The sequence below is a fragment of the Rathayibacter sp. SW19 genome, assembly GCF_030866825.1.
In the GTDB taxonomy this organism is placed as follows: domain Bacteria; phylum Actinomycetota; class Actinomycetes; order Actinomycetales; family Microbacteriaceae; genus Rathayibacter_A; species Rathayibacter_A soli.
The window spans coordinates 3,493,595-3,508,009 of sequence record NZ_CP133020.1; the positions used below are offsets into that span (position 1 = coordinate 3,493,595).

Here is a 14,415-nt window from a genome sequence, read left to right on the forward strand (position 1 = left end):
ACTCAAACGGCCAGTTCACGAGGAAACACCTGCCGGGTAAGCGCCGCGATCAGCAACAGCGTCACCGAGCCTGTGACGAGCCTGCCGAGGACCACTTGGGCCGGCGACAGGCCCTCGAGCCCGAGCGTGATTCTCATGCAAACGGCGGAAAGATACGCTGCCGGGCATCCGTTGGGCCAAACCGGCCGTCACTAAGAGGAGCCCGGCGGTTTGCGACCACCCGGCATGCGCCGCTACACAGCGTCGATCTTCGGATGCGAAGCGCTCGCGTTCTGTAGTTGTGCACCGCTGACTGGCTCGCCCGCCCAGTTCGTGATCACCCAGCCGGCGGACGGCGAGCCCTCCAACACCACCACGGCGGTGTTATCCAGTCCGTGCGTGCGGACGAATTCCTCATCGATGTTGCCGGCAGCCCAAGACGTCCAGGTGCGGATGGCGGCACCGTGGCTGATGACCGCAGCGGTGCCATCACCCGCGTGCCGGGATGCGATCGATTCGACTGCTGCGTTGTAACGTTCAAAGAACTCGGCACCGTCTTCGCCGCCTGGAATGCGCACGCTTCGATCCTGCCGCCAGGCAACCACTGCGCCAACGTACACCTGGATGGCTTCGTCATCGGTGCGCTGTTCAAGGTCTCCCGCGGCAATCTCCTGGATGCCGTCGAGCACCTGGGTCTGCAGTCCACGTGCGCGAGCAAGCGGCTGGGCTGTCAGTTGAGCGCGCAGGGCCGTCGACGCGTAAATCGCTTCGATCGGCTGGCCGGCAAGCGCGCCCGGGAGCTCAGCCGCCTGGGCGAAGCCGAGTTCCGTCAGTGGCGGCCCCGGAACGACCGTGCTCAGGGCACCCCGCACATTGTCGATCGTCTGCCCGTGGCGGATCAGAAGTAGTCTCATCGCCTCGAGCTTACGTGCCTTGCCGTAACGCTTGGTGGGCGGTCGAATCCAAGAACGTTGCCCGCCCCGCCGGTTAGGCTGAATGGCATGAAAGCGTTGCTGTCCACCGGGATCGTTCTGGTTGTTCTCGGTCTGGCAGCTGGCTTCGGACCTCAGCTCGTAACCGCAATTCGCACTGGGCTACCGTCACCTGGGATCCTTTGGCTGCAGCCGACTGGATTCGTGATCGCCGCGATCGGGGCAGTGTTGATCGGTTCCTACATCGGCAAGCGCCGGTCGGCGAAGCGCGCACGGCGTTAAGCCAGGCAATCATACGGCTGACCGCGCGTCAGCTCGCTACTGCGACACTTTCCGGCTGCTCAACCAACGTGATGAATGCGCTGAGTTCGGCGACTGCATCCGGTGTGACGGGCAGAGCCTCGGTCAGGTGCGGCGAGTAGATCAGGTAGGCCGCCCATTGGGCCCGTGAGATAGCGACATTCAGGCGATTCTTCATGATCAGGAAGCCCAGGCCGCGCGGAACATCAACTGCCGCGGATGCAGCCAGCGTCACGATGGCGACGACAGCCTCCTGGCCCTGGAACTTGTCGACTGTGCCGACGCGGATGTCGTGGAAACCGGCTGCCGCGAGTGCGTCTCGTACACACCACAGTTGCGCGTTGTACGGGGTCACCACAATCAGGTCGGCCTCTGTGAGAGGCTCACCCGATCGGCCCTCGGTCGGGTCACTCCAGCCCGAGCCGAGCACCGAGCGCACGGTTTCGACGACGACCTGAGCCTCCTCCGGTGACGAGGTCGCGTTGCCTTCGTGCTCGACCGGCACCACGTGCAAGCCGGGCGCGACACCGGCCAGCTCACGCGTTGATGCGACCGGATGCGCCCTCAACCGGCCCTCATACGACAGCCGCGATACAGGGGCGGTCAGCGCAGGATGCATCCGCCGAGTCTCGGCCAGAAAGTAGCCGAGGTTCGGTGGCAGCACGTCGTGGCCGGCGCTGACCCAGCCGAGCGCCGACTGGTCGACTGGTTCCGGATGGGTGCCCTGGCTGACCTGCGGCAACTGTTGCGGATCCCCGAGCAGTAGCAGGTTGTTCGCGCTGGCGCTCGCGGCGATCGTCGAGGCCAGTGAGAACTGGCCGGCTTCGTCGATGACCAACAGGTCGAGGCTGTGCCGCTCGACTCGGGCAGGATTGCTGAAGTCCCACGCTGTGCCGCCCACGACGAACCCCGTGGTGGCATTGTCGACGGCAAAGAGCAGCTGACCGTTCTGCGGAAGCGTTGTGAACGTGTGGGAAGACGTGCCCGAGCCGCGCTGCGGCACCTTGCCGACCAGTTCCGCAGGGAGTCCGGCTGCCACGACCGCGGTCAGCAGCGTCTCGACGACGCGATGGGACTGGGCGACGACACCGATCTTCCAGCGATGGTCGCGCACGAGCGCGGCGATCGCGTGCGCCCCAAGGTAAGTCTTGCCTGTGCCGGGCGGACCTTGCACGGCCAGGTATGACTGATCCAGCTCGAGTGCGGACGCAGTCACCGCGGCGATTCGATCCTCAAGTGATGCCGCCTCCGCCAGCGTGCCGGATTGGGTGCGGGGTGGAACGCGTCGCAGAATGTCCGTCATCGGGTCGGCGGGCCAGCCGGGCTGCGCGTCCAGAATCGTCTGTGCCCACTCGTCGATCGCCGGCTTCTGTGCTCCGGCGGGCGGCGGCTTCGCCGGTGTGAGGGCGCTGGGCAGCGCGTCATACGGTTCGACGTCTTGCGGTTGCAATTCTTCGATGAGGAAGCTGCCGTCGTCACCCATCTCGAGCACGGTCACCTCGCGCGCGGTGCGGGCGCCGGGCTCGGCACCGGGCACTGCGAACGGCCCCGGATACTCATACAACAGGAATGGCCCGGCTTGGTCGCCCGGCTGGATGCTGCTTCCTGGCGCCAACCGGCCGCGCAGGCGCAGGTGGCGGCGATTGCGCCGCTGCCTGCCCTCGCGAAACCAATCGCGCTCGAGGGTCGCCTGTTCGACGACGAACACATCGCGGGTGTCTTCCCACTCCTCGATCGGGTCGATCAGCCGCGCGTAGTGCGCCCACCAGAAACTCTTCTGCTCCCTCCGGTGATAATCGATCGCCGCGGCGGCAAACGCCGCTGCGGTCTGGTCAGCTGTGCGCCTGCCACTCGCTGCAGTGTGGCCGCCCACTGCGCCGCCGGTTATCTCACCGCGCGCAGCCAGTGCGAGCAGTCCGTCACGCAATGGTGACGGCTCGAGGTCGTCCGGCGGCTCGATGCTGCGGCCGTCTCCGATGCGGATGCCGCGCTCGGCCGCGTGGCGCAGCATCCAGTCGCGTAGGCGCAGCGTGGAGACGCAGTCGTAACGGTTGTAATCGGCGATGGAGTCGAGCATCCGCTGCCCTGCTTCGGTGTCGCCGACCGCGTCAAGTTCGCGCGCCTGCGCGTATTCCGTGATGGAGTCTGCGGCGTTGGTCACGTCACCTTCGCGCAGTTCGGCGCCCATGTAGAGCGGTTCGAGCTTCTTGATCGAGTAGGACCGCGAACCGACCCGGAACGAATTGCGCACGAGCGGGTACAAGTCGACGAGCACGTTGTCCCGCAGCAGGCCATCGACTTCGTCCTCGCCGATTCCGTGCCGGGCCGCCAGGCTGAGCAAGTGCGTGCGTTCGTAGGCGGCGTAGTGGTACACGTGCATTCCCGGATGCTGTCGACGCCGCTCCCCCAAGAAATCGAGGAACCCGCGCAGAGCGGTCTTCTCCTGCTCGAAGTCGTGCGCCCAGAACGCTCGGAAACGTTCATCCGTCTCGACGAGCCCGAAAAGATAGTCGAGCCCCCAGCGCGTCGGCGCACCCGCGGTGCTACCGCCGGCCGCAGCACCGACGGCGCTCGCACTGATCTCACCCTCGGTGTACAACGGGTCGCCCTCGAAGTCGAAGAAGATATCACCCGCGTCAGGGTGTGGGAGCGCGGCAAGCGCCGCGGGATTGTAGATATCGAGCGGCGGCGGGGCATCCGGTTGTGCTTGGGTTTGCAATGCCGCCTGCGCGCGCAGGCCGGCGAGGGTCTTGTCTGCAATGCCGTCAATCGACCCCGCGGATGCTGCAAGTTCATCGATCGTGCGGATGCCTGCGGTCGCCAGCAGCGCACGCTGCGTCACGCGCATCCCTGCTACGAGCAGCACGTCGCGGGTGCGTTGGATCTCGGCCTCGCAGGCGTCGCACTGCCCGCAGACGGCGTAGCGCGAGTCGCCCCAGGCGACCGCGGCATTGTTCGGGTCGGCCAGTCGCTCGGCGATGATGCGGTGCAGTCTCGTGCGGCGCTTGTGGAACACGGGCGTGATGTCACTGAGTCGATGCTCGCTGACCGAGCCGTCGCCGAGCAACAGTTGCACGGTCGGTGCCGCTTGCACGCCGATACGCTCAAGCTGTTCGGCGTAGGCGGCAAGTTGCAGCAGCGCCGTCACCCGCGCATGACGCGCCAGCTTCGTGTCTTGCACCAGGTAGCTGCCGTCAGGCTGTCGCACGATGAAGTCCGCGAAACCGATGAAAGCGATCGCGTCGTTCGACGCGCAGACGTTTGTACCACCGTCGTCGAAGAACGTGGCCTGGAAGACGACGTTCGCCCCGGCCGCGAACGCGCGATCAGTGTCACTGGCGACCGCATCCAGTGCCGCGCGGGACATCCGTTCGGGTCGAGGAATCTCCACGGTGCCCTCACCGAATTGCTCGCGGTAGCGTTCGAGAACCCGGTGTTCGTGCTCGTCGCCGAGTCGAGAGGTTCGCTCGTACATCGCATCTGGAACGGTCGCGACGCGGTCGATGCGTCCAAGTTTTGCGTCGAGGGTGCGCAAGAAGGCGAACTCGCAGTTGGAGGCGGCGGTCAGATCGCTCGCGCTCGTGACCACTGTGTCGTCGAGCAGAAACATCGGCGCCCTTTCCTTGCATGTTGTGTCGAGCGTAACCGGAGCCGCCGACATGGCGACCTGCGGTCACCGATGCCGTCAGGGCGGCACGGCGATGGCACGGCGATGGCACGGTGGCGGCACGAGGACGGCATTGCGACGGCGGCGGCGGCGGGTCAGACCTGAATAATCTCAGGCCCGCCCAGTTCGGTCAACACCTCGAAGTCGCGATCCTGAGTCACGACCGCAAGGCCGTGCGCCAATGCGATGGATGCGATCCACAGGTGGTTGACGTTGACCCGCAGTCCCGCTTCACGAAGCCGAAACCGCAGCATCGCCCAGTGCCCGGCCGCGTCCGCATCCACCGGAAACGCGTCGATGTCCGCGATCGCTTCGAGCGTTTTCAATCGCACAGCGCGCGTCGCGGTGTCCGGCGCTGCGTGCACGCCGACGCGCAACTCGGCCAGCGTGATCACGGAAATGAACGACTCGTCGGGCAATGCGGCCGTATCCAACGGTCGACCGCTTTCCGACGCGATGAACACGCTGGTGTCGAGGAGTGCCTGGCTTGCCGCCGAACCCGCTTTCATCGGAGCGGTCCGAGATCGTCGGTCGTATCTCCGGCGAGCATCGCAAGATCGTCGCGGAGTGCTGCATCCGCTGGAGCCGAAAGAATCCGCAGCAAATCCGCACGACGGATGCTGGCGCGCTTGGCAGCACTCACCGGCACGACCTCGGCGGCGGGAACCCCGTAGGACGTGATGATGACCCGCTCGCCCGACTCAACGGTGCGCAGCACATCGGCCGTGCGGTTGCGCAATTCGCGTGCCGACACGTTGACCATGCTTCAATTGTAGCGCACTTGTAGCACACTGTAGCCGTTGATTCTACGGCCCGCCCGTCGGGTGGCGGCATCTGCGGGAGCGCCTACGCGTAGTCATCGGGCGCGAACCAGCGCACACCGCTTCGATGGCTGATCAACTGTGCCCGCAACGCGATCCTCCGATCTTCGCAGGCATCAGACATCGCACGAGCCCAGGCGTGATCTGCCGGCGTGAAGCGCTCGCTGCCGCGCCGCTCCCAGATCAGGATCACGTGCGCGGCATCCAGGTCGTCCATCAACTGGTTGATCATCGACGTCAGCGCCTCGGCCTCCCCAATGCCCGGGCTGGTCGGATAGTCCTCTATCGGCACCAACACCTTCAGCTGAATGTCGTCGCTGTCCGTGAACATCAACCACAGCGATCGTCGACAGGCGTGGCCGATGAGCGCCGCCACGCGCTCCTCGATCTCCGCACCGGTCACGATCGGTTTTTGTGCCGCCTCTGCGGCCGAAATCATCGTCATAACCTCGATGCTGCCGCGTCAGCCACAAGCGCGGGCGAGCAGCATCCAAATCTGTGCAGAAGTCGCGAGTGCTGCACCTGTGGATAACCGGCACCGACGCATCCGCTCGCCTGGAGACTTACGCTGGAGTCATGAGCGCAAACGACAGCACCGCCGCCTACGTCGAGCCTGGTCACGAATACACGCGCGACACCAACTACATCGAAGACCGCATCACGCGTGATGGCCGGGACGGCTGGCCGGTCGAGGCAGGGCGCTATCGCCTTGTCGCCGCACGCGCGTGCCCGTGGGCCAATCGCACGGTGATCGCGCGCCGGCTGCTCGGCCTCGAAGGCGCGATTTCACTCGGGATGCCGGGCCCCACCCACGATCAGCGCAGCTGGACCTTCGACCTCGACCCGGGCGGGCTCGACCCTGTGCTCGGCATCGAACGCCTGCAGCAGGCCTTCTTCGCGCGCTTTCCCGACTACCCACGCGGTATCACGGTGCCGGCGATCGTGGATGTTCCGAGCGGCAAGGTCGTGACCAACAACTTTCCGCAGATCACGATCGACTTCGAAACCGAATGGACCGCCTTCCACCGGCCCGGAGCCCCCGACCTGTACCCGGATGCGCTGCGCGGCGAGATCGACGCGGTCAACGACGTGGTCTTCCGCGACGTGAACAACGGGGTGTATCGGGCCGGGTTCGCGGGTTCCCAAGAAGCATACGAGCGCGCGTATATACGGCTGTTCGACCGGCTCGACTGGCTTGAGGAGCGGCTGACGAACCAGCGCTATCTCGTCGGCGACACGATCACCGAAGCGGACATCCGTTTGTTCACCACGCTTGCGCGCTTCGACGCCGTCTATCACGGGCATTTCAAGTGCAACCGCAACAAGCTGACCGAAATGCCTGTGCTGTGGGCGTATGCACGCGACCTGTTCCAGACGCCCGGCTTCGGCGACACGATCGACTTCGTGCAGATCAAACAGCATTACTACATGGTGCACACGGACATCAATCCGACGCGGATCGTGCCCCTCGGTCCGGATGTCGCCGGCTGGCTCACCCCGCACGGTCGCGCTGCGCTCGGCGGGCGTCCGTTCGGCGACGGCACCCCGCCAGGGCCGCCCATCCCGGGCGAGCGAGTACCTGCCGCCAACGGCGCGTAGCAAGGCAAAGTCCTGCCGCAACGGGTGGGTTCACGCTGGCCGGACATTCAACGGTGGCCCGGAGCTGCAACCGGTTGCCAGCCCGGGTAGGCGCCAAAAGTCTGGGCCAGCGTCAAGCCCGCTTGGCTAGTGAAACCGTGCCCGCCGCGTGGCGTTCACCTCCCGTTCGGGTTCGTCTGATCGAATGAGTCTTGCGAGTGCGTGCACCGCCAAGCACGTGCGTTACCCGAATGGACCCGTTGTGACCATCCGCACGGCCGAGTATCCGAGGCCGGATCACTTTCTTCTGCACCTCAGCGACACGCACCTCCTTGCGAACGGCGGTCGACTCTACGACACCGTCGACAGCACGCAGCATCTGCAAGCGGTGTTCGACGAGCTCGAAGCGTCGCGTGGTCACCCGGAGGCCATCATCTTCACCGGCGACCTCGCAGACAAAGGCGAACCGGATGCCTATCGTCGCCTCCGCGACATCGTCGAGCCGGCCGCCGCGCGGCTCGGCGGCGAACTGATCTGGGTGATGGGTAACCACGACGACCGGGCCGCATTCCGAGCCGGATTGTTCGACGAGGTGCCGACCATGCGCCCGGTCGACCGTGTATACGACGTCAACGGGCTTCGTGTGATCACCCTCGACACGACAGTGCCCGGCGAGCACCACGGCGAAATCACCGGCGACCAGCTCGACTGGCTGGCCGAAGAACTCGCGTCGCCGGCACCTCACGGCACCATACTGGCCATGCATCATCCGCCGGTGCCGTGCGTGCTCGACCTGTCGGTCAGCGTCGAGTTGCGCGACCAGGCGGGCCTCGCCGAGGTGCTCGAAGGAACGGATGTCCGCAGCATCCTGGCCGGACACCTGCACTATTCGTCGAGTGCGACTTTCGCGGGCATCCCGGTGTCTGTCGCATCGGCCACCTGTTACACGCAAGATCTGAACGTGCCGGTCGGCGGCACGCGCGGCCGCGACGGCGCGTGTGCGTTCAACCTGGTACACGTGTACCCCGGCACCGTGTTGCACTCAGTGGTGCCGCTTGGCGCGTACCAAGCGCTCGAATACATCGATGCCGCCGAGACTGAGCGCAGGCTGCGGGAGTCCGGCATCCGCATCGTGGATCGGATCAACGCGCCGGTGCATCCGGAGCCGCCCTACACGATGCCGGTGCCGGTGCTGACCTGACTCCGTTCGCCGACGCTCAGCTGTTGGTGAAGTGCGGCGGCCGCTTCTCGATGAACGCTTGCATGCCCTCGCGGCGATCGTCGAGGTCGAACAAGCCGTTGAAGGCTTGCCGTTCGAAGCGCACGCCCTCGGCGAGTGTGGATTCGAACGCGACCGATACCGCCTCTTTGGCCGCATAGACGACTGGCAAAGAGAGCGCGGCGATGCTGGCCGCAACCTCGAGCGCCTCGTCGAGCAACCTGTCGGCGGGCACCACGCGCGAAACCAACCCGCAGCGCTCTGCCTCGTCGGCATTCATCGTGCGACCGGTAAGGATCAGATCCATCGCCTTCGCCTTGCCGACAGCGCGCGTGAGGCGCTGCGTTCCGCCCATCCCGGGGATCGCACCGATCTTCACCTCGGGTTGGCCAAAACGCGCGGTGTCGGCGGCGATGATGATGTCGCACATCATCGCAACCTCGCAGCCGCCGCCGAGCGCATAGCCCGCAACGGCCGCGACCGTCGGAGTGCGAATCCCCGAGAACGCCTTCCACACCTCGAAGATCCCGCCCATCGTGAGCTCTCGGTGAGTCTTGGCGGCGAGCTCGGCGATGTCCGCACCGGCGGCGAAGGCGCGCTCTGAGCCCGTGATCACGATCGCGCCGATCTCCTCGTCTGCGTCCATGGCGAGTGCCACCCCGATGATCTCGCGCCGGAGCACCTCGTTCAGCGCGTTCAACGCTTCGGGGCGATTGAGCGTGATCACGCCGACTCGTCCATGGCGCGCGACCAGGATGCCCTCGTAGGCAGCGTTCTCATAGGCAGCGTTTTGATAGGCAGCGTTCTGAGCCGCGGCGGTCCCAGCCGTGGCGCCTTGGTCGTCGCTCACTGTTCCCCACTCTCCCCGCTGCTGACGCGGATGTCGTTGATGATTCCCGAGAAATCGAGCGCGGCCCCTTCTCCCGCGGCAAAGCGCTCGTACATTGCGCTTGCCACCGTGCCGAGTTGTGCGTCCACGCCCGTCGCCTCGATCGCCCGTGAGGCGAGACCTAAGTCCTTGGCCATGAGTGCACCCGCGAATCCTGGCTGATAGTCATGATTGGCCGGGCTCGTCGGCACCGGCCCGGGCACCGGGCAGTTCGTCGTCAGTGCCCAGCACTGCCCGGACGCGTTCGAAGCGACATCGAAAAGCGCGTCATGGGTCAGGCCCAGCCGCTCACCCAGCACGAAGGCCTCGCTCACCGCGATCATCGAGATGCCGAGAATGAGGTTGTTGCAGATCTTCGCGGCCTGGCCGAGCCCCGGGCCACCACAGTGCACGATGCGTTTTCCCATGGCCGCAAGAATCGGTTGTGCGACTGCGAAGTCGTCATCGCTTGCACCCACCATGAATGCCAACGTTGCCGCGGTCGCGCCGACGACGCCGCCAGAGACGGGTGCATCGATGTTGCGATGGCCGGCAGCCACAGCGAGTTCGTGGGCACGTGTCGCGTCGTCCACCGCAATGGTCGAGGATTCGATGAACAGTGTGCCCGGCACGGCCGATTCGAGCAGGCCGGCCTCGCCCGCCTCACCCTGGTACGCCTCGAGCACATGCCGACCCGCCGGGAACATCGTGATGACGACGTCGGCCCCGCGCACCGCCTCAGCCGCCGTCGATGCCAGTGGGAATCCGCCCTGCTGCGCGGATTCCATCGCCGCCGGCGACACGTCGAAACCGATGACTCGGTAGCCCGCCTGCGCCAGATTGACGGCCATCGGCTCGCCCATGTGACCGAGCCCCAGAAAGGCGATTGTCGCCTTCGCGCCTGGTGCACTCGAATCTGTACCCGTCGAATCCGGGTTGGTCGCGTTCATGCTCAGCTCATTCCTCTCCGTGTGCCCGACGGGCCCTTCGTGCGTCTGCAAGGCCGAGTTCGCGCTCTCCGAGCGGCTCGAAGAAGGCGGTGACGGCGGCATCCGTTCTGGCCGGGATGTCGATTGGATCCCAGTGTGGGGCACGATCCTTGTCGATGACCTGTGCCCGCACGCCTTCCGCGAAGTCGTGCGCGGCAAACGCCCGCAGTGACACTCGGTTTTCCTGATCAAGCGCCGCTTCGAGACTGTCCAACTGCCGGGCGCGCCGAAGCGACTCGAGGGTGACAGCGAGCGCGGTCGGCGACTTCGATGCGATGCGCTCCGCAGCGGATGCCGCCGCACCCGCTGCCGCACCGCTCGCGGCATTCCCCGTCACTGCGGCGGGCTGCTTGCCCAATCGATGGAGAATCTCACCGGCCTCGTTGCCCGCGAACGCGACATCGATCCAACCGCGTTGCCCGGCCAGCGTTCCGGGCCCCGGCGTCGAGGCCACGGCGGCGATCGCCGCGGTCGCATCGGCCGATTCCAAGCTCGCCACCAATTCGACAAGGCGTTCGCGCGGTACCAGATGGTCGGCCAGGCCGATGGCGATCGCGTCCTCAGCATGCACCGTGCCGGCGGTGAGCGCGAGGAACGTTCCCAACTCACCGGGAGCGTGCGACAGCAGCCAGGTGCCACCAACATCGGGGACGAAGCCGATGCCGGTCTCAGGCATGCCGAGCGTGGATCGCTCTGTGACAACGCGGTGCGACCCGTGCGCCGACAGGCCGATGCCGCCGCCGAGAACGAGTCCGTCCATGATCGCGACGTACGGTTTGGGATACCGGGCGATGCTCGCGTTGAGACGATACTCATCCGCCCAGAACTGCGCGGCTGCTCGATCATCCCCCCGCACCGCGTCGCGATACAGCGACACGATATCGCCGCCGGCGCACAACCCGCGCTCACCCGCTCCGGTGAGCAGCACGGTCTGCACGCCAGCGTCGTCGCGCCACTCATCGAGCACGCGCTGGATCTCGACAACCATCCCGTGGGTCAGCGCATTGATCGCCTGCGGACGATTGAGTGTGATGTGCCCGAGGCGACCACTGCGCGTGAAGAGAACTTCCGCAGCTGCATTCTTGTGCGGCGTCATGGATGCACGAACTTCATTCCGGTCGTGCCGGGCCGGGGAACTGTTCCTCCCGCCACTCCACGACCACTTCGGCCTCTGACGCCCCGCGCGCGGCGTAGCGCTCCTCCTCTTGCGTGCGCAGTTCCACCCGGCGGATCTTGCCGGAGATCGTCTTGGGCAGTTCGGCGAACTCAAGTCGGCGCACCCGCATGTACGGGGCCATCGTCGCTCGAGCATGCTCGAACAGCACGCGTGCCGTTTCGGCGTCGGGAGCCCAGCCCGCGGCTAATACCACGTAGGCTTTCGGAACCGTCTGCCGCGTTTCGTGGGGTGCCGGAACGACCGCTGCCTCCGCGACGGCAGGATGCTCGAGCAGGATGCTTTCCACTTCGAACGGCGAGACCTTGAAGTCGGAGGATTTGAACACGTCGTCGGTGCGGCCGATGTAGGTGATCTGGCCATCTTGATCCCGTGAGGCGACGTCGCCGGTGTGATAGAAACCGCCGCGCATCACCTCGGCGTTGCGCTCAGAGTCATCTACGTAGCCGGTCATCAGACTCAGCGGCCGCTTGGACAGGTCGAGACAGATCTCGCCTTCGTCACCGACGTCGCCCGTGATCGGATCCACGAGCGCGACCGGAACGCCGGGCAGCGGTCGGCCCATCGCCCCCGGCTTGAGCGCTGCCCCCGGAGTGTTTGCGATGGATGCCGTTGTCTCGGTTTGCCCGAAACCGTCACGAATTGTGAGCCCCCACCAGCGGCGAATCTGGGCGATGACCTCAGGATTGAGTGGCTCTCCCGCCGACAACACCTCGCGTAGAGCGTGGGGTTTGGTTGCGGCATCCGCTTGGATCAGCATCCGCCAGACGGTCGGCGGGGCGCAGAACGTGGTGACGCCGACGCGATCCATCTGTGCGAGCAGTCGAGCAGGGTCGAAGCGTGCTGAGTTGAAGACGAACACGGTCGCCTCTGCGAGCCACGGAGCGAAGTACAGACTCCACGCGTGCTTCGCCCAGCCCGGCGAGCTGATGGCCAGGTGCACGTCGCCGGGTTGCAGGCCGAGCCAGTACACCGTCGCGAGGTGGCCGACCGGATACGACAGCTGCGAATGCTCGACCATCTTCGGCTTGTTCGTGGTGCCCGACGTGAAATACACGAGCAGTGGATCATCGACCGCAGGTGACGCGGGTGTGAAGGCCTGTTGACCAGCACCGGAACCGGCTGGGGAGGCGCTGTAGGATTCGGCGTAGTCGTTCCAGCCCTGCGCGGCACCGCCGATGCTGATCCGCGTGTAGTTGCCGGGCACGGTGTCGAATTTTGCGGCATCCGCATGGTTGACGATCACGTGACGGATGCGCCCACGCACGATTCGATCAGTGAGGTCGACGGGGCCGAGCACGGTGGCGGTCGGAACGATGACAGCGCCGAGCTTGGCGATCGCCAGAGCGCTCTCCCACAGCTCGACCTGATTGCCCAGCATCACCATGACACGGTCACCGGATGCGACGCCGCGGCCGGCCAACCAGCAGGCAAGTTGGTCAGACCGGCGCGACAGCTCGGCGAAACTCATGATCTGCTCGCTGCCGTCGTCTTCAACGATCCACAGTGCCGGCCGGTCGTTGCCATCTGCAATGGCGTCAAACCACTCGGTCGCCCAGTTGAACGTCGGGCCGATCGCCGGCCAGTCGAACTCGGCGATCGCGGCGGCGTAGTCCTCCCGCAATTCCACAAGCCGATCGCGAGCAGCCCGCAGGCGTTCTGTGTTCTCGGTGATCGCCACGTCGATCAGCTCCTTTGCCGTCTGCTTGCCACGCTCTGCTTGCCACGCTACCGCCGTGCGCGCACGAGAGCACGCCCGATGATCAGTCGCATGATCTCGTTGGTGCCTTCGAGAATCTGATGCACCCGCAGGTCCCGCACGATGCGCTCGATGCCGTACTCGGTGAGGTAGCCGTAACCACCATGCAACTGAAGTGCCATATTCGCGACATTGAAACCGGCATCCGTCGCCACCCGCTTGGCCATGGCGCACAGCCGCACCGCGTCATCGTCATCGGCATCGAGCGCTTCGGCCGCCCGCCAGACCAGCGTGCGCGCAGTCTCGAGTTCGGTGTCCATGTCTGCAAGCCGGAAGAGCAAGGCTTCGTTCTGAATGAGCGGCCGGCCGAATGCCTCGCGGTCGGTGAGATAGGCCACCGCCTTGTCGAGCGCGGCCTGGCCGCCGCCGAGCGAGCACGCTCCAATGCTGATGCGCCCGCCGTCCAGGCCCCGCATCGCGATCTCAAAACCGGTGCCTTCCTCAGAAAGCCGCGACCCGACCGGAACACGCACATCCTCGAAGAAGACCTGGCGGGTCGGCTGGGCGTGCCAACCCATCTTCTTCTCCAGCGCGCCGAACGACAGCCCGGGCGCGTCGGCCGGCACCGCGAAAGCCGTGATTCCGCGACTGCCAAGCTCGGCGGTGCGTGCCATCACAACGTAGACGGCCGACGAACCGGCTCCTGAGATGAACTGCTTGACCCCGTTCACGATGTAGTCGTCGCCTCGGCGTTCGGCCTTCGTGCGCAGGGCCGCCGCATCGGACCCCGCACCGGGCTCCGTTAGGCAGTAACTGCCGAGCGACTCCATCGTCGACAGAGTGGGAAGCCATTCTGCTCGCAGTTCGTCGGTGCCGAAAGTGTCGATCATCCACGTCGCCATGTTGTGGATTGAAATGTAGGCGGCGATCGTCGGGTCGCCCTTGGCCAGCTCCTCGAAGATCAGCACGCCGTCGGCCTTGCCGAGGCCGGCCCCACCGAATTCTTCGCGCGAGTAGATCGCACCCATGCCCAGTTCCCCGGCTTGTCGGAGCACCTCGATGGGAAAATAGTGAGTCTCGTCCCACTCGGCGGCTTTCGGGGCGAGCACATCGGCCGCGAACTCTCGCACTACTTGCACGATCGCCTGTCGGTCTTCGGAAAGCTCGAGCATTTGCTACCCCCGTGTTC

At 65.6% G+C, this 14,415-nt stretch carries 14 protein-coding genes; 3 read left to right on the forward strand and 11 right to left on the reverse strand.

Annotated elements, in window-relative coordinates; all coding sequences use genetic code 11:
- Positions 1 to 2 precede the first annotated feature (2 nt).
- Both QU604_RS16355 and QU604_RS16360 read right to left on the reverse strand, forming a co-directional pair.
- Entirely contained in the window at positions 3 to 137 is a 135-nt protein-coding gene (locus QU604_RS16355) for a hypothetical protein (RefSeq protein WP_308465679.1), read from the reverse strand.
- 96 nt (positions 138 to 233) lie between these two features.
- Positions 234 to 893, reverse strand: a complete 660-nt coding sequence (locus QU604_RS16360; RefSeq protein WP_308465680.1) for a histidine phosphatase family protein — start codon at positions 891 to 893, stop codon at positions 234 to 236.
- A gap of 87 nt (positions 894 to 980) precedes the next feature.
- Between QU604_RS16360 and QU604_RS16365 the strand changes: the two genes are divergently transcribed.
- Complete coding sequence (locus tag QU604_RS16365; RefSeq protein WP_308465681.1) at positions 981 to 1,193, forward strand: hypothetical protein; 213 nt, start codon at positions 981 to 983, stop codon at positions 1,191 to 1,193.
- 28 nt (positions 1,194 to 1,221) lie between these two features.
- On the opposite strand, the gene QU604_RS16370 is transcribed toward QU604_RS16365, so the two are convergent.
- From QU604_RS16370 to QU604_RS16385, 4 genes are all read right to left on the reverse strand, one after another.
- The gene (locus tag QU604_RS16370) at positions 1,222 to 4,821 is read right to left on the reverse strand and encodes a TM0106 family RecB-like putative nuclease (protein WP_308465682.1); all 3,600 of its coding nucleotides are present in this window, start codon (positions 4,819 to 4,821) and stop codon (positions 1,222 to 1,224) included.
- 152 nt (positions 4,822 to 4,973) lie between these two features.
- The gene (locus QU604_RS16375) at positions 4,974 to 5,387 is read right to left on the reverse strand and encodes a type II toxin-antitoxin system VapC family toxin (protein WP_308465683.1); all 414 of its coding nucleotides are present in this window, start codon (positions 5,385 to 5,387) and stop codon (positions 4,974 to 4,976) included.
- Positions 5,384 to 5,641: a type II toxin-antitoxin system Phd/YefM family antitoxin gene (locus QU604_RS16380; protein WP_308465684.1), complete on the reverse strand. Its 258-nt coding sequence runs from the start codon at positions 5,639 to 5,641 to the stop codon at positions 5,384 to 5,386. The genes QU604_RS16375 and QU604_RS16380 overlap by 4 nt, the downstream gene beginning before the upstream one ends.
- 83 nt (positions 5,642 to 5,724) lie before the next feature.
- On the reverse strand, positions 5,725 to 6,144 hold the full coding sequence (locus QU604_RS16385) for a hypothetical protein (RefSeq protein ID WP_308465685.1): 420 nt from the start codon (positions 6,142 to 6,144) through the stop codon (positions 5,725 to 5,727).
- A gap of 131 nt (positions 6,145 to 6,275) precedes the next feature.
- Between QU604_RS16385 and QU604_RS16390 the strand changes: the two genes are divergently transcribed.
- Both QU604_RS16390 and QU604_RS16395 read left to right on the forward strand, forming a co-directional pair.
- Positions 6,276 to 7,298, forward strand: a complete 1,023-nt coding sequence (locus QU604_RS16390; RefSeq protein ID WP_308465686.1) for a glutathione S-transferase family protein — start codon at positions 6,276 to 6,278, stop codon at positions 7,296 to 7,298.
- Positions 7,299 to 7,539: 241 nt separating this feature from the next.
- Positions 7,540 to 8,478, forward strand: coding sequence for a phosphodiesterase (locus QU604_RS16395; RefSeq protein ID WP_308468947.1), 939 nt, complete (start codon positions 7,540 to 7,542; stop codon positions 8,476 to 8,478).
- A 16-nt stretch (positions 8,479 to 8,494) separates the two neighbouring features.
- Here the strand turns inward: QU604_RS16395 and QU604_RS16400 are convergent, their stop codons facing one another.
- The 5 genes from QU604_RS16400 to QU604_RS16420 all read right to left on the reverse strand — a co-directional run bounded on the left by QU604_RS16400 (position 8,495) and on the right by QU604_RS16420 (position 14,398).
- Positions 8,495 to 9,253 (reverse strand): enoyl-CoA hydratase-related protein, encoded by a 759-nt coding sequence (locus QU604_RS16400; RefSeq protein ID WP_308468948.1) that lies wholly within the window; start codon positions 9,251 to 9,253, stop codon positions 8,495 to 8,497.
- An 89-nt stretch (positions 9,254 to 9,342) separates the two neighbouring features.
- Positions 9,343 to 10,314: a 3-hydroxyisobutyrate dehydrogenase gene (gene mmsB, locus QU604_RS16405; protein ID WP_308465687.1), complete on the reverse strand. Its 972-nt coding sequence runs from the start codon at positions 10,312 to 10,314 to the stop codon at positions 9,343 to 9,345.
- A gap of 7 nt (positions 10,315 to 10,321) precedes the next feature.
- Positions 10,322 to 11,449 carry an enoyl-CoA hydratase/isomerase family protein gene (locus QU604_RS16410; protein WP_308465688.1) on the reverse strand — a complete coding sequence of 376 codons (1,128 nt, stop codon included), beginning with the start codon at positions 11,447 to 11,449 and terminating at the stop codon, positions 10,322 to 10,324.
- 13 nt (positions 11,450 to 11,462) lie between these two features.
- On the reverse strand, positions 11,463 to 13,202 hold the full coding sequence (locus tag QU604_RS16415; RefSeq protein WP_409350038.1) for an AMP-binding protein: 1,740 nt from the start codon (positions 13,200 to 13,202) through the stop codon (positions 11,463 to 11,465).
- Positions 13,203 to 13,255: 53 nt separating this feature from the next.
- A complete protein-coding gene (locus QU604_RS16420; RefSeq protein ID WP_308465690.1) occupies positions 13,256 to 14,398 on the reverse strand; it encodes an acyl-CoA dehydrogenase family protein in 1,143 nt (380 codons plus the stop codon).
- Between the last annotated feature and the right edge of the window lie 17 nt (positions 14,399 to 14,415).